18 protein-coding genes are annotated in these 22,950 nt (G+C 71.3%); 9 read left to right on the top strand and 9 right to left on the bottom strand.

Features of this window, described 5'->3' with window-relative positions; genetic code table 11:
• The 3 genes from OG522_RS05240 (at position 1) to OG522_RS05250 (ending at position 5,188) form a co-directional block, all read left to right on the top strand.
• The gene (locus tag OG522_RS05240) at positions 1-2,343 is read left to right on the top strand and encodes an excinuclease ABC subunit UvrA (protein WP_329461741.1); all 2,343 of its coding nucleotides are present in this window, start codon (positions 1-3) and stop codon (positions 2,341-2,343) included.
• Between the two features lie 154 nt (positions 2,344-2,497).
• Complete coding sequence (locus OG522_RS05245; RefSeq protein WP_329461742.1) at positions 2,498-4,246, top strand: carbohydrate binding domain-containing protein; 1,749 nt, start codon at positions 2,498-2,500, stop codon at positions 4,244-4,246.
• 264 nt (positions 4,247-4,510) lie between these two features.
• A complete protein-coding gene (locus tag OG522_RS05250; protein ID WP_329461743.1) occupies positions 4,511-5,188 on the top strand; it encodes a hypothetical protein in 678 nt (225 codons plus the stop codon).
• A 63-nt stretch (positions 5,189-5,251) separates the two neighbouring features.
• On the opposite strand, the gene OG522_RS05255 is transcribed toward OG522_RS05250, so the two are convergent.
• From OG522_RS05255 to OG522_RS05265, 3 genes are read right to left on the bottom strand one after another with little or no spacing between them, the layout of a single operon-like run.
• On the bottom strand, positions 5,252-6,007 hold the full coding sequence (locus tag OG522_RS05255; protein ID WP_329461744.1) for a succinate dehydrogenase/fumarate reductase iron-sulfur subunit: 756 nt from the start codon (positions 6,005-6,007) through the stop codon (positions 5,252-5,254).
• A complete protein-coding gene (locus OG522_RS05260) occupies positions 6,004-7,953 on the bottom strand; it encodes a fumarate reductase/succinate dehydrogenase flavoprotein subunit (protein ID WP_329461745.1) in 1,950 nt (649 codons plus the stop codon). Before OG522_RS05260 ends, OG522_RS05255 begins: the two co-directional genes overlap by 4 nt.
• Positions 7,954-7,955: 2 nt before the next feature.
• Complete coding sequence (locus tag OG522_RS05265) at positions 7,956-8,660, bottom strand: succinate dehydrogenase (RefSeq protein WP_329461746.1); 705 nt, start codon at positions 8,658-8,660, stop codon at positions 7,956-7,958.
• A gap of 83 nt (positions 8,661-8,743) precedes the next feature.
• On the opposite strand from OG522_RS05265, the gene OG522_RS05270 reads away from it, so the two are divergent.
• Positions 8,744-9,679, top strand: a complete 936-nt coding sequence (locus OG522_RS05270) for a LysR family transcriptional regulator (protein ID WP_329461747.1) — start codon at positions 8,744-8,746, stop codon at positions 9,677-9,679.
• 120 nt (positions 9,680-9,799) lie between these two features.
• On the opposite strand, the gene OG522_RS05275 is transcribed toward OG522_RS05270, so the two are convergent.
• From OG522_RS05275 to OG522_RS05285, 3 genes are all read right to left on the bottom strand, one after another.
• Entirely contained in the window at positions 9,800-11,974 is a 2,175-nt protein-coding gene (locus tag OG522_RS05275) for a putative bifunctional diguanylate cyclase/phosphodiesterase (protein ID WP_329461748.1), read from the bottom strand.
• Entirely contained in the window at positions 11,971-12,783 is an 813-nt protein-coding gene (locus OG522_RS05280; protein WP_329461749.1) for an SAM-dependent methyltransferase, read from the bottom strand. Before OG522_RS05280 ends, OG522_RS05275 begins: the two co-directional genes overlap by 4 nt.
• A 255-nt stretch (positions 12,784-13,038) precedes the next feature.
• Positions 13,039-13,992: an SCO0930 family lipoprotein gene (locus OG522_RS05285; RefSeq protein ID WP_329461750.1), complete on the bottom strand. Its 954-nt coding sequence runs from the start codon at positions 13,990-13,992 to the stop codon at positions 13,039-13,041.
• Between the two features lie 227 nt (positions 13,993-14,219).
• Between OG522_RS05285 and OG522_RS05290 the strand changes: the two genes are divergently transcribed.
• From OG522_RS05290 to OG522_RS05300, 3 genes are all read left to right on the top strand, one after another.
• Complete coding sequence (locus tag OG522_RS05290) at positions 14,220-14,804, top strand: hypothetical protein (RefSeq protein ID WP_329461751.1); 585 nt, start codon at positions 14,220-14,222, stop codon at positions 14,802-14,804.
• 24 nt (positions 14,805-14,828) lie between these two features.
• A complete protein-coding gene (locus OG522_RS05295) occupies positions 14,829-15,590 on the top strand; it encodes a bestrophin-like domain (RefSeq protein ID WP_329461752.1) in 762 nt (253 codons plus the stop codon).
• Positions 15,591-15,782: 192 nt separating this feature from the next.
• Positions 15,783-16,346 carry a hypothetical protein gene (locus OG522_RS05300; protein WP_329461753.1) on the top strand — a complete coding sequence of 188 codons (564 nt, stop codon included), beginning with the start codon at positions 15,783-15,785 and terminating at the stop codon, positions 16,344-16,346.
• Between the two features lie 92 nt (positions 16,347-16,438).
• On the opposite strand, the gene OG522_RS05305 is transcribed toward OG522_RS05300, so the two are convergent.
• Complete coding sequence (locus OG522_RS05305) at positions 16,439-16,930, bottom strand: hypothetical protein (RefSeq protein WP_329461754.1); 492 nt, start codon at positions 16,928-16,930, stop codon at positions 16,439-16,441.
• 331 nt (positions 16,931-17,261) lie between these two features.
• On the opposite strand from OG522_RS05305, the gene OG522_RS05310 reads away from it, so the two are divergent.
• Entirely contained in the window at positions 17,262-17,918 is a 657-nt protein-coding gene (locus tag OG522_RS05310; RefSeq protein ID WP_329461755.1) for a class F sortase, read from the top strand.
• 33 nt (positions 17,919-17,951) lie between these two features.
• Here the strand turns inward: OG522_RS05310 and OG522_RS05315 are convergent, their stop codons facing one another.
• Together OG522_RS05315 and lysX are read right to left on the bottom strand one after the other, a co-directional pair.
• The gene (locus OG522_RS05315) at positions 17,952-18,815 is read right to left on the bottom strand and encodes a polysaccharide deacetylase family protein (RefSeq protein WP_329461756.1); all 864 of its coding nucleotides are present in this window, start codon (positions 18,813-18,815) and stop codon (positions 17,952-17,954) included.
• A gap of 186 nt (positions 18,816-19,001) precedes the next feature.
• On the bottom strand, positions 19,002-22,274 hold the full coding sequence (gene lysX, locus OG522_RS05320; protein WP_329461757.1) for a bifunctional lysylphosphatidylglycerol synthetase/lysine--tRNA ligase LysX: 3,273 nt from the start codon (positions 22,272-22,274) through the stop codon (positions 19,002-19,004).
• A gap of 71 nt (positions 22,275-22,345) precedes the next feature.
• Between lysX and OG522_RS05325 the strand changes: the two genes are divergently transcribed.
• Positions 22,346-22,825, top strand: coding sequence for a universal stress protein (locus tag OG522_RS05325; RefSeq protein ID WP_329461758.1), 480 nt, complete (start codon positions 22,346-22,348; stop codon positions 22,823-22,825).
• The last annotated feature ends 125 nt before the right edge of the window (positions 22,826-22,950 follow it).

The following is a 22,950-nucleotide window of genomic DNA, read 5'->3' on the forward strand; positions in this document are numbered from 1 at the left end:
ATGCAAAGCCCCCCTGACCCGTTCGTCCGTGTTCGCGGCGCCCGCGAGAACAATCTGCGCGGGGTCGATGTCGACATTCCGCGTGACTGCCTCGCCGTGTTCACCGGCGTCTCCGGGTCGGGCAAGTCCTCGCTGGCGTTCGGCACGATCTACGCCGAGGCGCAGCGGCGCTACTTCGAGTCGGTGGCGCCGTACGCCCGTCGGCTGATCCACCAGGTGGGCGCGCCGAAGGTGGGCGAGATCTCGGGGCTGCCGCCCGCGGTCTCCCTGGAACAGCGCCGCTCGGCACCTTCCGCGCGCTCGTCGGTCGGCACGGTGACCACGCTTTCCAACTCGCTGCGCATGCTCTTCTCGCGGGCCGGCAGCTACCCGCCGGGGGCCGAACGCCTCGACTCCGACGCCTTCTCGCCCAACACCGCCGCCGGCGCGTGCCCCGAGTGCCACGGACTCGGCCGTATCCACCGCACCAGCGAGGAGCTGCTCGTCCCCGATCCCTCGCTGTCCATCCGCGAGGGCGCGATCGCCGCCTGGCCGGGTGCCTGGCAGGGCAAGAACCTCCGCGATGTGCTCGACACGCTCGGATACGACGTGGACCGCCCCTGGCGGGAGCTCGACCGCGGCGACCGCGAGTGGATCCTGTTCACCGACGAGCAGCCGGTGGTGACGGTACATCCGGTGCGCGAGGCGGGCCGCATCCAACGCCCTTATCAGGGCACGTACTTCAGTGCCCACCGCTATGTGATGAAGACCTTCGCGGAGAGCAAGAGCCAGTCCCTGCGAGCCAAGGCCGAGCGGTTCCTGACCGCCGCCGACTGTCCTGCCTGCGGCGGACGCCGGCTGCGCCCCGAGGCGCTCGCCGTCACCTTCGCGGGCCGTACGATCGCCGAGCTCGCGGCCCTGCCGCTCAGCGCGCTGGCCCAGCTGCTGCGCGGCGCCGGCGGCGGCGCCACCGCCGACGCCCTCACCGCCGATCTGCTCGCGCGCATCGGCCCGGTGAGCGAACTCGGCCTCGGCTATCTCAGCCTCGACCGCCCGGCCCCCACCCTCTCGGCGGGCGAGCTCCAGCGCCTGCGGCTCGCCACCCAGCTGCGCTCCGGGCTCTTCGGCGTCGTGTACGTCCTGGACGAGCCGTCGGCGGGTCTGCACCCCGCGGACACCGAGGCGCTGCTCACGGTCCTCAACCGGCTGAAGGCCGCGGGCAATTCGGTGTTCGTGGTCGAGCACCACCTGGACGTGGTGCGCACCACGGACTGGCTGGTCGACGTGGGTACGCTGGCGGGCGAACACGGAGGCCGGGTACTGCACAGCGGTCCCGTGGCCGGGCTCGCCCACGTCGAGGAGTCGGCGACGCGCCGCTTCCTGTTCGACCGCTCCCCCGCGCCACGGCGCACGGTCCGCGCGCCGCGCGGCCGGCTGGAGCTGACCGGGATCACCCGGCACAATCTGCGCGGCGTCGACGCGGCGTTCCCGCTCGGCGTGTTCACGGCCGTGACCGGCGTGTCCGGCTCCGGCAAGTCCACCCTGGTCGACGCCCTGAGTGAGGAACTTCCCGGCGTGGAACGGCTGGTGAGGGTGGATCAGAAACCGATCGGCCGCACTCCCCGTTCCAACCTGGCGACCTACACCGGCCTCTTCGACGTCGTACGCAGACTCTTCGCCGCGACCTCCCAGGCGCGAGAGCGCGGCTACAAGGCGGGGCGGTTCTCCTTCAACGTGGCGGGCGGGCGGTGCGAGACCTGCCAGGGCGAGGGTTTCGTGTCGGTGGAGCTCTTGTTCCTGCCGAGTACGTACACCCCCTGCCCGGACTGCCGGGGCGCGCGCTACAACCCCGAGACGCTGGAAGTCACCCTTGAGGGCCGGACCATCGCGGAGGTTCTGGACCTGACGGTGGAGACCGCGTCCGAGGTCTTCGCGGACACCCCGTCCGCCGCCCGCCCGCTGCGCGCCCTGCTCGACGTGGGGCTGGGTTATCTGCGTCTGGGCCAGCCCGCCACCGACCTCTCGGGCGGCGAGGCCCAGCGCATCAAGCTCGCCACCGAGCTCCAGCGGGTACGCCGCGACCACACGCTGTACGTCCTGGACGAGCCGACGACGGGACTGCATCCGGCCGACATCGAGATCCTGCTGCGCCAGTTGCACGGTCTGGTCGACGCGGGCCATTCGGTGATCGTCGTGGAACACGACATGACGGTGGTCGCGGGCGCCGACTGGATGCTCGACCTCGGTCCGGGCGGCGGCGACGAGGGCGGCCGCATCGTGGCGGCGGGGCCCCCGGCCGAGGTCGCCGACGCCGGGACGGGCCGCACCGCGCCCTACCTCGCGAAGGTCCTGGCCGGGAAGTGAAAACCGTCGCCGGGCTCCGACTCGCCCCGCTCTCAGGGTAGTTGGCCCGATCGGCAAACAGCGCGGAATGAATTGGCCTAGACCCTTGACCGGTTGATGGTCCAGACCAATCATGGGGCGTCCGCACTCTCACCCATCTCGCTGGGAGCCCCCGATGAGACGCCCGAGATCCGTCCGCGCCCTTCTCGCCACGCTCAGCACAGTCGCCGCGTCCGCCGGCCTCGTCATCGGGGCCGGCGGCGCCGCGCACGCCGCGGCTCCCCTCCCCGCCCACGTCTTCGCGCCGTACTTCGAGGCGTACTCCTCCGACAGCCCGGCCGACCTCGCGCAGAAGTCCGGCGCCAAGTACCTGACCATGGCCTTCGTCCAGGCGGAGGCGAAGGGCTCCTGCACCCCGTACTGGAACGGCTCGACGAGCCAGCCCATCTCCTCCGCCGTCTTCGGCGCCGACATCTCCACCATCCGCTCGCGCGGCGGGGACGTCATCCCGTCCTTGGGCGGGTACGCGGCGGACAACGGCGGCACCGAGATCGCGGACAGCTGCACCAGCGTCGACTCGATCGCGGCGGCGTACGAGAAGGTCATCACGACCTATGACATGTCCCGGCTCGACATGGACATCGAGGACAACTCGCTGACCAACCAGGCGGGCATCGACCGCCGCAACCAGGCGATCAAGAAGGTGCAGGACTGGGCGGCGGCCAACGGGCGGTCGGTGCAGTTCTCCTACACCCTGCCCACCACGACCGGCGGGCTCGCCGACAGCGGTCTCGCGGTGCTCAGGAGCGCGGTGAAGTACGGCGCGAAGGTCGACGTCGTGAACATCATGACCTTCGACTTCTACGACGGCGCCACGCACAACATGGCGAACGACACCCAGTCCGCCGCCACCGGCCTCTACAACCAGCTGGCCTCCCTCTACCCCGGCAAGACGTCCGCCCAGCTGTGGGGCACGATCGGCGTCACCGAAATGCCGGGCATAGACGACTACGGCCCGGCCGAGACCTTCACCACCGCCGACGCGACGGCCGTCTACAACTGGGCAGCCTCCAAGGGCATCAACACCCTTTCCTTCTGGGCCCTCCAGCGTGACAACGGCGGCTGCCCCGGCACCGGCGGCCAGGACACCTGCTCGGGAGTCGCCCAGGACCCCTGGTACTTCAGCCACGCCTTCGAGCCGTTCACCGGGGGTGGCGGGCCGGTCCAGGACGACTTCTCGGTGGCCGTCGCACCCGGCTCGGCGTCCGTCGCGCCCGGCGGGTCCACCTCCGCCAAGGTGAGTACGGCGGTGACCTCCGGCAGCGCCGAGCCCGTGGCGCTGACGGCGACCGGCGCGCCCGCCGGAGTGACGGCCGGCCTCAGCCCGGCCTCCGTCACCGCGGGCGGCTCGGCACAGCTCACGCTCGCCGCCTCGGCCTCGGCCGCGCCCGGCACGTACCCCATCACCGTGACGGGAACGGCCGGCACGATCAGCCACTCCACGACCTTCGCGCTCACCGTGTCAGGCCCCGGCGGCGGCACCGGCGCGCTCGTCAACGGCGGTTTCGAGAGCGGCGCCCTCGCGCCCTGGACCTGCGAGAGCGGCGCCGGCGTGGTGTCGGGTCCGGTGCACGGCGGCTCCTACGCGCTGCGGACCACACCCACCTCCGCGCAGACCGGCGAGTGCACACAGACGCTCACGCTGACCCCCAACACCCAGTACACACTGAGCGGTTGGGCGCAGGGCAGCTACGCCTACCTCGGCGTGCGGGGCGGCGCGACGGGTAGCACCTGGACCAACTCGACCGGCTGGTCCAAACTCACGGTGCCGTTCACGACGGGCGCCTCGGGCACCGTGACCGTCTATCTGCACGGCTGGTACGGACAGGGCGCGGTGTACGGAGACGACCTCTCCGTCAGCTGAGCGCCGCGCGGGTCGCCTTCGGGGTGACGTCGCCGTTCGACGTCAATATGCCTCTGAATGGCGGTAGATGACGAAGTATCAGACTGGCTCGCGGCTTGCTGACGATCTGTAGCACAACAGAGTCCGCCGACAAGCTGATGACTCGTCAAATTACTGGCGAGGAGCCCCCTTTTCGCCCTTGTGGCGCGGACCTACTCTCAAGTCACCCCCGTTCCTCCTCGCTCATCCCCCCACCATCGAATCCGTTCGACCGAGGAGCCCCCCATGGCAGTCCGCAGTTCCCGCGCGCTCGCACTACTCGCTCCGGTCGCCGCCGCGGCCCTGGTGCTCGGCAGCACGCCGGCGAGCGCCGAGTCCGCTGCCGGTCCGACCACCGTGGCCCCGGCCGGCCACTCCTTCGCGGCCCAACTGACCGGCCAGGCCACCTTCAAGGCCGGGTCCACCACCATGACCTGTACGGTCTCGGCGTCCGTCCCCACCACGGGCACCAACAACCAGATCCCTGCCGCCCCCGGCAACCACAACGACGCGGGCCAGGTGTCGGACACCATCAACCCGCCCACGTTCAGCGGCTGTTCGACCAGCATCGGCGGAGTCGGCGTCACCGCCGAGGCCAACGCGGACAACGGATCCTGGAGCATCTCCGTCCAGAACGGCGCACCCATCGCGGCCGGGCTGACCATGCCCGAGGGCGGGTTCGTCCTCAAGACCAGCGGTCTGGCCAGCTGCACGATCACCGCGTCACCGACCGGCCCCACCACCGCGCCCGGCACCTGGACCAACGGCGCGCCGTCCGCACTGGTCATCGCCGACGCGCCCGTGGCCGCCACCGTGACCGGCGGTTTCTTCTGTCCGACGGGCGACCAGAGCGCCACCTTCTCGGCCACGTACAACATCACGGACACGACCGACTCGGCACAGCAGATCACCGTGACCGGCTGACGGCAAGAGCGAGTTGGGCGCAGGGACGTGCCCCCGGGTGGCACCCGGGGGCACGGGCGCGCCTCAGCGGCCGGCCCGCTTCGCCTTCCGCGTCGCCCGCAGCCACTCCTTGTTCATGGCCGCGATCGACGGCAGGGGGATGCCCTTGGGGCAGGCCGTCGCGCACTCCCCGGTCAGGGTGCACCCGCCGAAGCCCTCGTCGTCCATCCGGCCGACCATGTCGAGGACCCGCGTCTCGCGCTCGGGCGCGCCCTGTGGCAGGACGTTGAGATGGTTGATCTTGGCCGAAGTGAACAGCATCGCCGAGCCGTTGGGGCAGGCCGCCACGCACGCGCCGCAGCCGATGCACTCGGCGTGCTCGAACGCGAAGTCGGCGTCCGGCTTCGGCACCGGGGTGGCGTGCGCCTCGGGCGCGGCTCCGGTCGGCACGCTGATGTAGCCGCCGGCCTGGATGATCCGGTCGAACGCCGAGCGGTCCACCACGAGGTCCTTGACCACCGGGAACGCCGCCGCGCGCCACGGTTCGACATCGATGGTGTCCCCGTCGCTGAAGGACCGCATGTGGAGCTGGCAGGTCGTGGTCCGCTCGGGGCCGTGCGCGTCGCCGTTGATGACGAGCGAGCACGCGCCGCAGATGCCCTCGCGGCAGTCGTGGTCGAAGGCGACTGGTTCCTCGCCCTTGAGGATGAGCTCCTCGTTTAGGGTGTCGAGCATTTCGAGGAACGACATGTCCGCCGAGATGCCCTCGACCTCGTAAGTCGCCATGGCACCGGGCGAGTTGACGTTCTTCTGGCGCCAGACGCGCAGGGTGAGCTTCATGCGTAGCTCCGCTGGGTGGGGTGGACGTACTCGAAGACGAGGTCTTCCTTGTGCAGGACGGGGGCTTCGCCGGTGGCCGCGAATTCCCAGGCGGCGGCGTACGAGAACTCCTCGTCGCGGCGTTCGGCCTCGCCGTCCGCGGTCTGGGACTCCTCGCGGAAGTGGCCGCCGCAGGATTCGGCGCGGTGCAGGGCGTCGAGGCACATCAGCTCGGCGAGCTCCAGGTAGTCGACGATGCGATTGGCCTTCTCCAGGGACTGGTTGAACTCCTCGCCGCTGCCCGGCACCTTGATCCGGCGCCAGAACTCCTCGCGGATCTGCGGGATCCGGTCGAGTGCCTTGCGCAGGCCCTCCTCGGTGCGGGCCATCCCGCAGTACTCCCACATGAGTTCGCCGATCTCGCGGTGGAAGGAGTCGGGCGTGCGGTCGCCGTCGACCGAGAGGAGCAGGTTCAGGCGGTCCTCGGTTTCGGCCACCGCATCGACAACTGCCGGATGTTCAGCGCTCATTGACTCCAGCCTCGCGTTGCGGGCCAGGTAGTCGTTGATGGTCGACGGCAGGACGAAGTAGCCGTCGGCGAGGCCCTGCATCAGCGCGGAGGCGCCGAGGCGGTTGGCGCCGTGGTCGGAGAAGTTGGCCTCGCCGATCGCGAACAGGCCCGGGACGGTGGTCTGGAGGTCGTAGTCGACCCACAGTCCGCCCATCGTGTAGTGCACCGCCGGGTAGATCCGCATCGGCGTCTCGTACGGGTTCTCGGCGGTGATCCGCGCGTACATGTCGAAGAGGTTGCCGTACTTCTCCTCGACCTTGGCGCGCCCCATCCGGGCGATGGCGTCCGCGAAGTCGAGATAGACGCCCTGGCCGCCGGGGCCGACCCCGCGGCCCTCGTCGCACACGTTCTTGGCGGCACGCGAGGCGATGTCGCGCGGGACCAGATTGCCGAACGCCGGATAGATGCGCTCCAGGTAGTAGTCGCGCTCGTCCTCGGGGATCTCGCGCGCGGGCCGCTGGTCGCCCTTGGCCTTCGGCACCCAGATGCGGCCGTCGTTGCGCAGCGACTCGCTCATCAGCGTGAGCTTGGACTGGTGCTCGCCGGTGCGCGGGATGCAGGTCGGGTGGATCTGGGTGAAGCAGGGGTTCGCGAAGTACGCACCGCGGCGGTGCGCCCGCCAGATGGCCGTGGCGTTGGAGTTCATGGCGTTGGTCGACAGATAGAAGACGTTGCCGTAGCCGCCGCTCGCGAGGACCACGGCGTCGGCGAAGTACGTGTCGATCTTCCCGGTGACGAGGTCGCGGGCGACGATGCCGCGCGCCTTGCCGTCCACCACGATCAGGTCCAGCATTTCGGTGCGGGCGTGCAACTCGACGTTGCCCGCGGCGATTTGGCGCGACAGCGCCTGGTAGGCGCCGAGCAGCAGTTGCTGGCCGGTCTGGCCCCGGGCGTAGAACGTGCGGGAGACCTGGACGCCGCCGAAGGAGCGGGTGTCGAGCAGTCCGCCGTACTCACGGGCGAACGGCACGCCCTGGGCCACGCACTGGTCGATGATCTCGACGGAGATCTGTGCGAGGCGGTGGACGTTGGACTCCCGCGCCCGGAAGTCGCCGCCCTTGACGGTGTCGTAGAACAGCCGGTGGACGGAGTCTCCGTCGTTGCGGTAGTTCTTCGCGGCGTTGATGCCGCCCTGTGCGGCGATCGAGTGGGCGCGGCGGGGCGAGTCCTGGAAGCAGAACTGCACGACGTGGTAGCCCTGTTCGGCCAGCGTCGCGCCCGCCGAGCCGCCCGCGAGCCCGGTCCCGACGACGATCACCGTGTGCTTGCGGCGATTGGCCGGGTTGACCAGCTTGGCCTCGAAGCGCCGGGTGTCCCAGCGCTCGCTGATGGGCCCCTGGGGCGCCTTGGCGTCGGCCACCGCACTGCCCACGGTGTACTCGGTGTACGAGGTCATGCTCAGCTCACCACTTTGGTCATGACGGCGACGGGTACGGAGATGAAGCCGGCGAACAGCACCAGCGCGAGGGCGTTGGCGAGGAACTTGAGGGCCCGCTCGCGCGACGCGCTGCCCACACCGAGGGTCTGGGCGGCGCTCCAGAAGCCGTGCCGGACGTGGAGTCCGAGTGCGGCCATCGCCACGATGTAGACGACGTTCCCGTACCAGGTCGAGAAGGTGTCCACGACGTTCTGGTAGGGGTGTCCGGGCCGGAAGCCGGAGTGCACGGTGCCGGTCGTCAGGTCCAGGATGTGCCAGACGATGAACAGGGCGAGGATGATGCCGCCCCAGCGCATCGTGCGGGTGGCGTAACTGGCGCCGCGCCGGCGGTGGACGTACTTGCTCGGCCGCGCCCTGATGTCGCGCCGGCTGAGCTGGTAGGCGCAGACCGCGTGTGCGACGACTGCGGCGACCAGCACCACGCGGATGAGCCACAGGGCCCACTCGTAGTGCAGGAAGGGCTCGCCGAGGGTGCGCAGCCAGTGGGCGTACGCGTTGAACTGGCCCGCCCCGAAGAAGATCTTCAGGTTGCCCATCATGTGAACGACCAGGTAGAGCAGCATGATCAGACCACTCACGGCCATGACCGTCTTCTTGCCGACGGTCGAGTCCCAGAGTGTGCGCGTCATGGACGGCCGTTTGTCCGTCCGCGTTGCCAGAGCCATGCCATAGACGCTAGGGGCGGAAGGCCTGAGAGGTCCAAGACATGGTTCAGCTCATCTTCATAGTGATGGCCTATCGTGGAGACATGCAGTTCCAGCAGCTCCTCTACTTCGTGGCGGTCGCCGAGACCCGGCACTTCACCCGGGCCGCCGAGCGCGTCCATGTCTCGCAGCCCTCGCTCTCCCAGCAGATCAAGGCGCTGGAGAACGAACTGGGCGCGGAGCTGTTCAGCCGCGCCCGCGGCAACATCGCGCTCACCGACGCGGGCGAGGCACTGCTCCCGCTGGCCCGGCGCATCCTGGCGGACGCCGACACCGCGCGGATCGAGGTCCAGGAGCTGGCCCAGCTGCGCCGCGGCCGGGTGCGGCTCGGCGCGACCCCTAGCCTGTGCACCGGTCTGCTGCCGGACGTGCTGCGCTCCTTCCACGACCGCCACCCCGGGATCCAGCTCCTCATCGAGGAGGGCGGCTCCCACGATCTGGTACGTGAACTGGCGCGCGGCGCGCTGGACTTGGCGCTCATCGTGCTGCCGCTCCCGGCTGCGTCGCCCGCCCTCACCACGATCGAGCTGCTCCAGGAGGACCTGGTGGTCGTCTCCTCACCCGCCGAACCAGCGCTCGGCTCCGGGCCCCGGGTGCGGGTCGCCGATCTGCGCGAGGCGCCGCTCGTGATGTTCCGGCACGGCTACGACCTGCGGGAGCTGACGGTGGCCGCCTGCCGCGCCGAGGGCTTCGAGCCCGCGTTCACCGTCGAGGGCGGCGAGATGGACGCGGTGCTCGGGTTCGTACGGGCCGGGCTCGGCGTGGCCGTGGTGCCGAGCATGGTGGCGGCGCGGGCCGGGGACCTGCGGGTGACCCCACTGGCCCGGCCGGGCCTGCGCCGCACGATCGCGCTGGCCCACCGCAGCGACGTGGACCCGCCACGCGCGGCCCGGGAGCTTCAGCGGGTGCTGATGAGCATTGGTACGGGGCAGCGCGGGACGAACCCGCCCGGCGCCGCTCCCGGCCCTTGCGGGGTCTGAGGAGCGGGGACTCTGGGGGGAGCGCCTTCGAACCCGGTCCGCGGACGGCCGGCACGGGCCGCGCCCGGGTGCGGCCCCCGGCGCAACGAAAGCGCCGGGTACCAGGGCCGCCCCGCGAGGTCACACCGCGTCGACCAAGGCCAGCGAGTGGATCCGGTCCGGGGCGCCCGGCCTGGCGTAGTACCAGCCCTGCGCGGTGTCGCAGCCCAGCTCCTTCAGCTGCTCGGCCTGCGCCCCCGTCTCCACGCCCTCCACCGTCACCGCGAGGGACAGGCTGTGCGCGAGGGACACAATCCCCTCCACGATCTTGATGTCCACCGGATCGGCGGGCAGTTGCTGCATGGACTGGGTGAAGGACCGGTCGAGCTTGAGCACGCTCACCGGGAGCCGCCGGAGGTTGGCGAGGTTGGAATAGCCCGTTCCGAAGTCGTCCAGGGCTATGTCGACGCCCATCTCGGCGAGCTGGCGCAGCGGCTTCAGGAGGTCGTCGTCGGCGCCGATGAGCGCCGACTCGGTGACCTCCAGGCACAGCGCGCCGGGCACCAGCCCGGTGCGCTCCAGCATCTCCACGGTGTCGGCGACGAGGCCGGGGTGGTGCAGCTGGGTCGGCGACAGGTTGACGTTGATGCGCAGCGGGCCGCCGTCGGTGGCCCCGGGGTGGGCCTCCTGCCAGGCCCTGGCCTGGCGTACGGACTCCTGCATCACCCAGCGCCCCAGCGGCACGATGAGCCCGGTGTGCTCGGCCAGCGGGATGAACCGGTCGGGCCCGAGCACTCCGTGCTGCGGATGCGACCAGCGCACCAGGGCCTCCGCGCCGTGCACGCTGCCGTCGCCGAGGTGCACCAGCGGCTGGTACTCGATGAAGAACTCGCCGCGCTCCAGGGCGGCCGGCAGCGCGTTGGTCAGCCCGTGCCGGGTGATCGCGCGGGCGTCGGCCTCCGCGTCGGCCCACTCGAAGCGGTTGCCGCCCGCCGATTTGGCCCGGTACATCGTGATGTCCGCGCTGCGCAGCACCTCGGCCGGGCTGCGCTCGCCCGCCGGGCCCTCGACAACGCCGATCGAGCCGCGCACGGTCAGTTCGCGGCCCTCGATGCGGATGGGGGTGGCGAGCGTGTTCAGGATGCGCGAGGCGAGTTCGTCGGCCTCGAACTCGGTGTCCGGGCCCGTGGTGAGCGCGACGAACTCGTCGCCGCCGAGCCGGGCCACCATTTCGCCGGGTCCGGTCGCGCAGCTCTGCAACCGGTCGGCCACCTCCACCAGGAGCCGGTCACCGGCCGAGTGGCCGAGGCTGTCGTTGACCGCCTTGAATCCGTCGAGGTCGAGGTAGCAGAGCCCGAACCGCTTGCCGTCGCCCGGGGCGAGGGCCTTTTCCAGCCGCTCGAAGAACAGGGTGCGGTTGGGCAGCCCGGTGAGGGCGTCGTGGGTGGCCTCGTAGCGTAGCCGCAGGTTGAGCAGCCGGCGTTCGGTGGTGTCCTCCATCAGCGCGAGCTGGTACTGCGGCCGCCCCTCGGCGTCGCGGAGCAGCGAGACGGTGAGGTTGGTCCACAGGACGGTGCCGTCGCCGCGGTAGTAGGGCTTCTCGACCCGGTAGTGGTCACGCTCGCCCCGGACGAGTTCCTCGTACAGCCGCCAGACCTGCGGGGCGTCCTCGGGGTGCACCCACTCGCTGACGTTGCGGCTGCGGATCTGGCCCTCGATGCCGCCGAACATCCGGGTGAGGGTCTCGTTCACCTCCAGGACGTGGCCCTCCAGGTCCGCGATGCCGATGCCGATCGCGGCGCCCTCGAAGACCGCGCGGAACCGGGTCTCGGTGGCGTGCAGGGCGTCCAGGGCGGCGCTGCGCGCCGACATCGCGGAGCGGGCGATGGCTTCCTGCTCGACCAGGGTGCGTTCGCGCAGGGCCGCCGCGAAGCCGGCCGCGAGCGCGTGCTGGAGCCGGGCGCAGCGGGCCCGTGCCTCGTCTGCGGCCAGTTCGTCGCCCGCGTGGCAGTACAGGACGAGGTAGGAGTCGACCACGCCGAGGCTGCGGCTCAGGGCGTCGGGGTCGGTGCAGTGCACGGCGACGAGGGCGGCGCCGACCTCGTGGGCGGGCGTCGGATCGAAGTGCCGCGCGTGCAGGGCGTGGATGAGGCGGCGGGCCAGCGGCACGAGGTGCTGCTCGAACTCGGGACGGGTCAGCGAGGTCGCGGTCACCGGGAATATCGCCCGGCTCCAGATCGTCGCGAACCGTCTGAGTCTGTCCTCGGGGCCGTCCGGCTCCACGTCCGGGCGCTGCGCCTGGGGCGGGATGCTCACGCCTTGCGCCCCACAGCGGCGAAGCCCGAGAAGGCGTACGGATCTTCCTGGTCGGGCTCGTTCTCCGGTCGCCACAGCGGCATCGACACCAGCCCCGGCTCCACCAGTTCGTACCCGTCGAAGAACCCGGCTATTTCCTCGCGGTCGCGCATGACCAGCGGATTCTTGATGTCGCGGTAGACGCCCACCGTGCCGCCGGCCTCTTCCTCGCTGAGCGGGATGCCCTCGTAGGAGGCGTGGGTGAGGACGAGGAGGCTGCCGGGGGCGAGCGCGTCGCGCAGTTCCGCCACGGCGGCGTAGGGGTCGTCCTGGTCCTCCACGAAGTGCAGCACGGCGACCAGGAGGAGGGCCATCGGGCGTGACAGGTCCAGGAGTTGGGCCGTCTCCGGCGCGCCGAGAATGTCCTGGGGCTTGCGCAGGTCGGCCGCGGTTATCCCCGCGCGTTCGTTGCCTTCGAGGACGGCGCGGCTGTGGGCGACCGCCACCGGGTCGTGGTCGACGTACAGCACGCGCGCCTCGGGGCTGGCGGCCTGGGCGACTTCGTGGACGTTTCCGAAGGTCGGGATTCCGGAACCGATGTCCAGGAACTGCGTGATGCCCTCGTCGACGGCGAAGCGCACGGCGCGGCGCATGAACGCGCGGTTCGCCTGCATGATCTTGGGAAGTCCCGGCATGAACCGCATGGCCTCGCGGGCCGCTTCCCGGTCGACCTCGAAATTGTGCGAACCGCCCAGGTAATAGTCGTAGATGCGGGACACGCTCGGCATCGAGATGTCGATGCCCTGAGGGGCCCAGGCGGGACGCTCCATCAATGTCTCCAACAAGTCGCCGCAGCACGGCCATGACCATGACCGTGTTCGCGCCTGAGGCTACTGATCGTCCGCCGAGAGGGCGAGTAAAAACGGAAATTGCTCGTCCGCTATTTGGTCACATGCCCTGGGCGTGTGCGCCGAATCGTACGTGCACCTGAGCCCGGATGCGCAATCGCCCCGGTGGGCGGCGCACGCATCGGCCCGCCACCGCGCGGGGGTCGCGGTGGCGGGCCGACTCCGTTGGGCCCTGGGTTACTTGGGTGCGCCGACGAGCTTCCCCTCGGGGGACACGGCGTACCACGTGCCGCCCATGCCCTGGCCATTGGTGTCGCCGGGCTTGGTGTCACCGGAGAAGGTGTAGACGGGCCAGCAGGTGATCGACTGCTGCTTGACTCCGTCGGGCCGGTTGAAGGTGACGAAGCCCTTCAGGGCGATGCCCTTGGTGTTGCTCTTGTCGACCGGGGCGACCGCCGGCCACTTCTGTAGACAGGCGCCGGTGCAGGCGGACTTCATGGGCCACGCCGAGTCCTTCTTGAACCGGTACACGGTCATGCCGCGCGCGTCCACGATGACGTCGCCGAGCTTGGGGTCCTTGCGGACGGAGAGGCCTGGCATGGACTGCGCCGGGGCCTGGTCGGCGGCCGCCGCGGCCTTCTTGCCGTCGGGTGCCGCCGCGTGCCAAGTGCCGCCCACGTTCTGCCCGTTGGTGTCGCCGGGGTTGGTGTCCTTGGCGTACCGGTACATCGGCCAGCCGCCGATGGTGAGCTGCTTGGTGCCGTCGGCGCGGGTGACCGAGCCGAGCAGCGACGCATCGGCGCCCGCGGCCGCGCTGACCCCCTCGGCCGGCACGGCGGGCCAGGCCTTGGCGCAGTCGCCGGAGCAATTGGACTGCGGCGGACTCGCGGTGTCCTTGTCGAAACGGTAGAGGGTGAATCCGGCGCTGTCGGTGACGACCTTGCCGAGTTCCTTGCTGTCGGTGACGGCGAGTTGGCCGGCCTGTTTGGCCGAGGACTCGGCGCCGCCCGCCTGGCCGTAGCCGCCGCTCGACCCGTAGCCGTTGTCGGCGGGCTGCTGGGCGGCGCTGGCGTTGCCGACCGGCTGACCGGTGCCATAGCCGCTCGCCTTGTCCTGGCCGCACCCCGTCGCGGTCAGTGCCAGTACCGCTGCCGCCGCTGCCGCGAGCGATGCGCTGCGCCAGGTACCCATGTCAACTCCCGTTGTCCGTAAGGCTGTTGAGGCGCCGTTGACGCCGGTTCATGGCCCTAAGTACGGGCGGCGGGTGATGGTGTGTTCAACGCGGCCGAAGGAATTTTCCGGACCACCCCGAACACCTGGTCAACGGGCCAAACTCGAACAGGGGGTATCTCCCCCGTTCAGGCGAATCGGTTCTACGCCGCCCATGAGGACGGTCCGACCGAACGATGATCGCCTCCGTGCAAGGACGACACCTCGCCGGACGGCTGCTCGCCGCTTCGGCCTTCACCCTGCTGCTGGCCGCCCCGGCCCCGGACGCACGGGCCGACGCCTGTGCGTACGCCGTGGTCGACGGGGACGGCTGGACCTGGGCGGTCGCGGGCGCGGGCAGCCACGTGCTGTGTCCGACGCCGGAGCCCACGCCGCCCACGCCCACGCCGCCCGTGCCCACTCCACCGCCGACTCCGACGCCCCCGCGCCCGCCGGCACCGCCCCCCGCGCCGCCGCCCGCCCCGGCGCCCAAACCACCGCCGAAGCCCGCGCCCCGGCCCACGCCGCCGCGCCAAGTGCCGCCACCGGCGCCGCTTCCCGCCGTGCACCGGCCCGCGCCGCCGCCCGCACCGCCGGTGGTTTCGCCGCCCGCGCCGTCGCCGCGTCCCGCGCCCCCGGCCGCCCGGCGGGTCGTGCTGCGCGACTACCGGACGCCGCCGCGCAAGAAGCCCGCGCCGCAGCTCTCCCCCGTCACCCTCACGCTGCTCCTCACCGCGCCCGCCGTGCTCGGCGCGGCACTGCTGCGCACCCGTTCCGGCTCCCGCTCGCGCTGAGCCCGATTCCTCTGAGAGGTCCCCGTGTCCGACTGGCTCGTCCTGGTCATCGCCATGGCTGCCGCATGCGCGGTCGTGCTCACCATCACCTTGTTCAGCAACCGGCGGCTCGCCCCGGACGACGACCCCTCCGCCACCCCGGACGTCATCGAGTACATGACGATGATGGTCGGCGTGGTGTACGCCATCGTCCTCGGCCTTGCCATCGCGGGCGTCTGGGAGGGCCGGGCGGCCGCCCAGGAGGACGTGCGGCAGGAGGCCCAGGCCCTGCACGAGATCGACCGACGGGTCCAGGTGTATCCGGCCGAGGTCCGCGACCGGACCCGGGCCGACGTCGAGGCGTACGCCTCCTACGTGGTGCACACCGAGTGGAGCTACATGGCCGAGCACGGCAACGTGGCCGCCGAGGGCGGCCGGAAGCTGGAGAAGATCCGTCGCGATGTGACCGACTACCACCCGCAGAACGACTTCGAGGGCCAGGCCTACCAACCGCTGGTCGACCAGGTGGCCGCCGTCGACGACGCCCGCACCGCCCGCGCGCAGGGCGCGAAAGCCACCATGCCGGGGGTCGTCTGGTTCGGTCTGATCGCCGGGGCACTCGTCACGGTGGGGATGATCTTCACGCTCCAGATCAGGCGCAGCTGGCGGGAGTTGCTGCTCGCCGGGCTCTTCAGTTCCCTGATCGCCTTCCTGCTCTTCCTGATCTGGGACTTCGACGCGCCCTTCGGCCGGGGCATCTCGGCGACCGCGGGCCCGTTCATCGCGTTGCTCCCGGGCCTCGGGTGACAGGTGCGAGGGGTGCGGGCCCGCCCCGAGACACGGGGCGGGCTCGGCCGGGTGGGCGACGCGGATGCCCCATTCGCCGGACCGGGATCGCGACACGCCGCGCCCACTCCTAGCGTTTCGGTCATCGAGGTGCATTTACCCCTATCTGTGGAATCGGTCCGCAGCTGCGCCTCGGGGACCGGAGGATTGACCATGGGCGCGATACGCATCGCATCCGCAGCCCTGACCGGCGCTGCCGCCCTGTCGCTCGCCGCGCCCGTCGCCATGGCGGCCGGAACCAGCACCAACGCAAGCAACACCACGTCGTTCGCCTTCAGCGTGACCCCGTCGATGAGCGCCCCCGGCGGTCAGGTCACGCTCAACGTCACGGGCTGTGCGGGCACCGCCACGGCGTCCTCCGGTGTCTTCAACACCGTCTCCATCCCTCCCGACAGTTCGAGAAACGCGACGGTCGACGTCAACGCGAAGCGCGGCGCCTCGTACACCGTGACGTTCGCGTGCGGCAGCCAGCGCGCCACCTCGCAGCTGACGATCATCGGCGGCTCGCAGCCGACCATCAGTTCCACCCTGCGGCCTCCCTCCACTCCCACCACCACTGCCCCCACCACTCCGCTCGGGGTCCGCGGCGGCCTCGGCGGCAGCGTGGACACGGCGGGCACCTGGGAGATGGCGGCCGGTGCCGCACTGGTCGCGGCGGCCGGCGGCGGCGCCCTGTTCTATCTGCGCCGGCGGGTAGCCCGGCGGCAGCGCTGGTGACCACCGTGGCGGCCACACGCCCGTCACCCCCGAGTCCTGGCCGGGACTCGGGGGCGACGGGCCGCCTGGGCCGTTCCGGGAGGTTCGTCCGGTCAGACCCGTACGACTGCGCGCCGGCGGCGGGCGACGAACACCGCACCGCCGATCGCGGCGGCGGCGACCAGGCTGCCGCCGACCGTCATCTCGGTGTCGGTGGGGCCGGCAGCGCCGCCGAGCCCGCCGTCGGCGCCGCGGCCTTCGAGGACCCTGAAGCTGCGGGTCGCCACCCGGTCGTTGTCGTTGCACTTGACCGCCAGGTTGTAGTTTCCCGGAGTCGTGTGGTCGTGGATCCTCGCCGTCGCGAAGTTGATGTCGCCCGCCGAGAGATGGACCTCGTCGAAGGCGTTCGACGTGACTCTGCCGCCCTGGCTGCAGCCCCTCGCGCTGATTCTCAGCGTGGCGCCCTGGTGGACCGAGGAGGGGTCGACATCGACGTTGGTCGGGCCGCCGCCGTTGGGCGGGCCCCCTGCGGCGGCCATGGGGGCGGCGAGCCCGACCGCGGCGCCGACGGCCAGCGCCACCGTAAGAGCGCGTGAAGCACGCATCGTTGAACCTCCATGGGAGGACGCCCCGAAGCCGTGCTCCGGGATGATCGACGAGTACGCCTCCCATGACGAACCCTCACTGCCGCTCATACAAGCCGCATTTCGGCACTGATCCACCCTGGTGAACCGGACCGTCCCCGTACGGCCCCCGAATCTGACGGACCCGCAGGTCACAGACCGTCAGATCAGTTTTGCCGCCGCGTTACCCGGATGGGTCAGGCCCGGTGGCCCACCACCCGTTCGCCACTGTCCGATCGCCGAGCGGGCACCGCGCCCTTACGGTGCTCGAAGGCGCGCTGAGGGTGGACGGCGAAGGAGATGACGAAGAGACATGGCGCAGGAAGAGAGTGGCGTGGAGCGGCGCAGACGCTCCCCGTGGGGGGCCCTGGCCCTGGTGATGCTCACCGGCCTCGCGCTGATGCGCAACGGTGCGGACGTGACGATGGGCCCGCCGCAGCCGGCCTCCGCGGCAGCGCTGACCAGCCATGCGGAGACCGTCTCCGCGCCGTCGGCCGCTCCGGTCGAGCCGCTGCCCTTCGCGCCCGCCTCGCGGATCCGGATCGGTGAGATCAAGGTGGACGCGCCGATCATGGACGTGGGCACCGACCCCCAGGGCTGGGTGCAGGCTCCCCCGCCGCAGGACCCGAACCTGGCGGGCTGGTACCAGAACGGCGTCGCCCCCGGCATGCGCGGCACCTCCGTGATCGTCGGCCACGTCGACAACCACACGGGTCCCGCGGTCTTCTACGGGCTCGGCTCGCTCCAGAAGGGCAGCCACATCGAGGTCGCGCGCTTCGACGGCCGCACCGCGGTGTTCGAGGTGTACGGCGTCGAGGTCTTCGACAAGGCCACCTTCCCCGGCACCCGGGTGTACGGCGACACCGGGCAGCCGGAGCTCCGGGTGATCACCTGCGGCGGCGGCTTCTCCAGGTCCCGGGGGTACGAGGGGAACGTCGTGGCCTTCGCCCGCCTCGTCGCCACGCAGTAGCCGGAGCAGCCGTGGAGCAGCCGCCCGCGGGACTCATCTGCGTCGCGGCGGCACCTTCAACTCGTATCCCTCGGACAGGAGTTGGGGCAGGTAGGTACGCAGGGCCGCGACGCTCTGCGAACGGTCGCCGCCCGCGTCGTGGGAGAGCACCACGACGCCGGGCGCGGCCCCGTCCAGCACCCGGCGGATGATGGTGGGGGTGCCGGGCGTGGTCCAGTCAAGGGAGTCGACGGTCCAGGCGAGCGGCTCCATGCCCATCTCGGCCTCGATCTCGAACACGTTGCGGTTCCAGGCTCCGTAGGGCGCCCGGAACCACTGCGGCGGCTCGCCGATGACCTGCTCGATGACCTCGCTGGTGCGTCCGATCTCGGAGCGGATCACGGCGGGGGCCGTCTTGTTGAGCTGCGGGTGGGTCCAGGTGTGGTTGCCGATGACGTGGCCGTCGTCCTGCATCTCGCGCAGCAGGTCGCGGTTGTCGGTGGCCATCTCGCCGCAGAGGAAGAACACCGCGCGCACGTCGTGCTCGCGCAGCGTCTTCAGGATGCCCGGGGTGTAGCGCGGGTCGGGCCCGTCGTCGAAGGTGAGCACCATCGAGCGAGGGCCCAGCTGGGGCATGCTCAGGAAGGGTCTGCGCCGCACGGGTGGCAGCGCGGTGTGATAGCGGGGCGGGGTGTAGGCGGTCATGGGTTCCAGGCGGTACGCGCTCGGCCGCAGCCGGGACGCGGGGGCGCCGGGCCCCGCCGCGGCAGGGCCGGCGGCCGGTGCGGCCGCGCGGCGGGGAGCCTGGGGGGCGACCGTGTCCTCGGCGGTCAGCATCCGGGCCGCGGCCGCGGCTCCGATGCAGGCGGCGACGCGCAACACCGTCCGCCGACTGGGGAGCATCTGATCCCTTTTCATGACATGCGGCTTTTGTTCGTCATGTCGGCAGATTAGGGCGCCGGGGTCGTCGCGGGGGCGGCGAAACGTCAGCACCCGCCTGACACCAGCACGAATGGAGTCACCGGCCGGGCGGGGCTCACAGGGACGGGCCGACACCGGCGGGCGGCGCCAAGGGGGGCGGGGCGGACATCCGGCGGGCGGGGCTCAGGTGCGGCGGACCAGGGGGAAGGGGAGGGTCTCGCGGATGGTGAGGCCGGTAAGGAACATGACGAGCCGGTCCACTCCGATGCCGAGACCACCGGTCGGCGGCATGGCGTATTCGAGCGCGTCGAGGAAGTCCTCGTCGATCTCCATCGCCTCCGGGTCGCCGCCCGCGGCGAGGAGCGACTGCGCGGTGAGCCTGCGCCGCTGCTCGACCGGATCGGTCAACTCCGAGTAGGCGGTGCCCAGTTCGGTTCCGAAGGCCACCAGGTCCCAGCGCTCGGCGAGCCGGGGGTCGGTGCGGTGCTGGCGGGTCAGCGGGGAGACCTCGGTGGGGAAGTCCTTGTAGAAGGTGGGCAGCTGCGTCTTCTCCTCGACCAGTCGCTCGTACATTTCCAGCACCACGTCGCCGCGCGAGCTGTCCGGGGCGTGCGGCACCGCGGCGCGGTCGCAGAGCCGGCGCAGCGTCCGTTCGTCGGTGTCGGCGCCGATCTCCTCGCCGAGCGCCTCGGACACCGCCCCGTACAGCGTCTTGACCGGCCACGGTCCGGAGATGTCGTACTCGACGACCGTGCCGTCGGGGCCCGCCTTGCGGGCGATCGGCGCGCCGAAGGCGGCCGTGGCGGCGCCCTGGATCAGCTCCCGGGTGAGGTCGAGCATCACGTCGTAGTCGGCGTACGCCTGGTAGGCCTCCAGCATCGTGAACTCGGGGTTGTGCTTGTAGGAGACGCCTTCGTTGCGGAAGGTGCGGCCCATCTCGAAGACCTTCTCGATGCCGCCGACGCAGAGCCGTTTCAGATACAGCTCGGGCGCGATGCGCAGATACAGGTCCAGGTCGTAGGCGTTGATGTGGGTGGTGAAGGGACGGGCGTTGGCGCCGCCGTGGATCTGCTGGAGCATCGGTGTCTCGACCTCCAGATAGCCCCGCTCCAACAGGCCCTGGCGTAGCGCCTGGACAGCGGTGGAGCGGGCCCGGACGACCTCGCGGGCCTCGGGGCTCGCCACCAGGTCGAGGTAGCGGCGGCGCACCCGGGCCTCGGGGTCGGCCAGGCCGCGCCGCTTGTCGGGCAGCGGGCGCAGGCACTTGGCGGTCATCTGCCAGTTGGTGGCGAACAGCGAGAGTTCGCCCTTGTCGCTGGTGGCGGTCGTGCCGGTGGCGGTGATGTGGTCGCCGAGGTCGACGTCCTGGGTGAACCGGCCGAGCACGGCGGCGCCCGCGCCCGCGCGGGTGAGGACCAGTTGCAGATCGCCGGACCAGTCGCGCAGGACGGCGAAGACGACACCGCCGAAGTCGCGTACGGCCATGACCCGGCCCGCCACCGTGGCCTGCTCACCCTCGCCCGCGGCCTTGAGCCGCGCGAGGGTGTGGGTGCGCGCCGGAACGACGACGGGGTAGGGATCGGTGCCGTCCGCGCGCAGCCGGTCGAGCTTGCGGTGGCGCACCCTTACCTGCTCGGGGAGTTGACGCTCCGTCAGTTCGGTGGCGCCGGGGCCCGCGAGTCCCAGGGCCTCGATGGAGGGCAGCCCTTCGGTGGTGACGGGCTTGCTGATGCCGCCCCGTGGTCGCCCCTTGCCCCAGAGTTTGCGCAGGCTCGGTACGGAGACGAAGCCCTCGGCGATGCCGGAGGCGAGTCCGACCCGGGCGAGCGAGCCGGCGTCGCCGTAGCAGAGGAAGCGGGGATACCACTGCGGCTGGTACTTCACGTTGGAGCGGTAGAGCGCCTCCAACTGCCACCACCTGGAGAAGAACAGCAGCAGTTTGCGCCACATCCGCAGCACCGGTCCGGCGCCGATCCGGGCGCCTTCCTCGAAGGCCGAGCGGAACACCGCGAAGTTGAGCGAGATCCGGCGCACCCCCACCTTCGGTGCGTACGCGCAGAGTTCGGCGACCATGAACTCCATCACGCCGTTGGGCGCGGTGCGGTCGCGCCGCATCAGGTCGAGCGAGATGCCGTCGGCGCCCCAGGGCACGAAGGAGAGCAGCGCGATCAGTGCGCCGTCGGCGTCGGAGGCCTCCACGAGCAGGCAGTCGCCGTCGGCGGGGTCGCCGAGCCGGTCCAGGGCCATGGAGAAGCCCCGCTCGGTCTCGGTGTCGCGCCAGGCGTCGGCGCGGTCGATGATCTGCTGCATCTCCTCGTCGGTGAGCGCCGAGTGGCGGCGGATCCGGGTGGTCGCGCCGGTCCGCGCGACGCGGCGGACGGCCTGGCGGGTGACGCGCATGTCGCGGCCGTCGAGGTCGAACTTGGCGACGTTCAGGATCGCCTCGTCGCCGAGCTGGATGGCGCCGAGCCCGTGCCGGGCGTAGACGGTGGCCCCCTCCTCGGAGGCGCCCATCACGGCGGGCGCCCAGGCGTACTGCCGGGCGACGTCGAGCCAGGCGTCGATGGCCGGGCCCCAGGCCGCCCGGTCGCCGACCGGATCACCGCTGGCGAGTGCCACGCCGGTCTCCACCCGGTAGGTGACGGCGGCCTTGCCGCTGGGCGAGAAGACGACCGCCTTGTCGCGGCGGGTCGCGAAGTAGCCCAGCGAGTCCCGCCCGCCGTAGGCGCCGAGCAGCGCGCGGATGCGCGGCTCCTCGTCGCCGTGCAGGGCGGCCTCCATGCGCTGCGAGCGGAAGAGGGTGGCGGCGGCGCTCAGCAGGGCGATCGCGCCGAACAGGCCGAGGACGAAGTAGAGGGGCCGCGGCGGCCTCCCGTCGAACTGGCCGTTGGAAGCCAGGCCGCCGAAGACGCGGTTGGTGGCCCACAGCAGGCGCTGGCCGCGCGGCAGCGTGTCGGGGAACAGCTCGACGAGACCCCAGCCGACCAGCACGCCCGCGGCGAGTCCGAGGAGCAGCACCCCCATCGCCCGGCGGAACGCGCCGCGCCGGGTCTCGGCGTAGAACTGGCGGCGGGCGAGGATCAGCACCACCAGTGCGGCGCCGCAGAACACGCCGTTGGAAATCCATGACCAGTCGGCGACAGTGAGCAGCAGCGCGTCGAGCAGGAACAGCAGGCCCAGGTAGCAGACGACCAGCCACCAGGCGACCTTCTTGCGGGCGCCGATCGCCGCGGCGAGCAGCAGCAGGAAGACGGCGTACGCGAGGTTGGCGCTGACCGGCACGCTGACGCGGTCGAGGAACCAGGAGATGGGGAAGAGCACCCGGCGCAGCGCGGGGATGATCGAGATGACGCCGCAGTACAGGCCGAGCGCGCCGAAGTACATCGCGAACGCTTCGGGCACCCGCCCCAGAAAGCCGGCCCGGGACGGTATCGGCGCCGTCTCGCTGACAGTCATGCTCAGCACTCTAGGGAGACCGGCGCCGGGCCGCCTGTCGGACGGGGCACCCGGCCGGTTAGCCTCAGTGCGTGACAGAGCAGCAGCCTCAGCCCCACCACCGGTCGCAGCGGTTCGAGCGCGGTACCGACGGTCCGAAGGTGATCGTCGTCGGCGTCGACGGCTCGGAATCCTCGCTCCGGGCGGCGGCGTACGCCAGTGGCCTGGCCCGGCGGCAGAACGCGCTGCTCGCCATCGTCTACGTCCAGCCGGTCCTTTCGGCGGGGGTCGCGCTCGGCGCTCCCGTCGCCGACACGACCGGCGAGATCGCCGAGGGCCTGGTCGCCGAGATCAGGGCGGCTGCGGAGCGGGTCCGGGAGATCTGGGACGTCCGCTGGGAGTTCCACACCTTCCGGGGCGACCCGTACTCCGGACTGGTGACGGCGGCCGACGAGCTGACGGCGGACGCGGTGGTGGTGGGCGCCTCGGAGTCGGCCGGGCACCGCATCGTCGGCTCGGTGGCCGTCCGCCTGGTGAAGGCGGGCCGCTGGCCGGTGACGGTAGTGCCGTAGCGCTCCGTGGGAAGGGGCGTTCGCCGGCCGCGGGCCGATGGGGGCCCACCGAGGCGCAGCCACACATGTGGAACGGGTCCAGCGGTTCGTCCTGAGCAATCCGGCGCTGTCTCGGCGCCGCTTAA

It is taken from the genome of Streptomyces sp. NBC_01431 (assembly GCF_036231355.1).
Classification (GTDB): Bacteria; Actinomycetota; Actinomycetes; order Streptomycetales; family Streptomycetaceae; genus Streptomyces.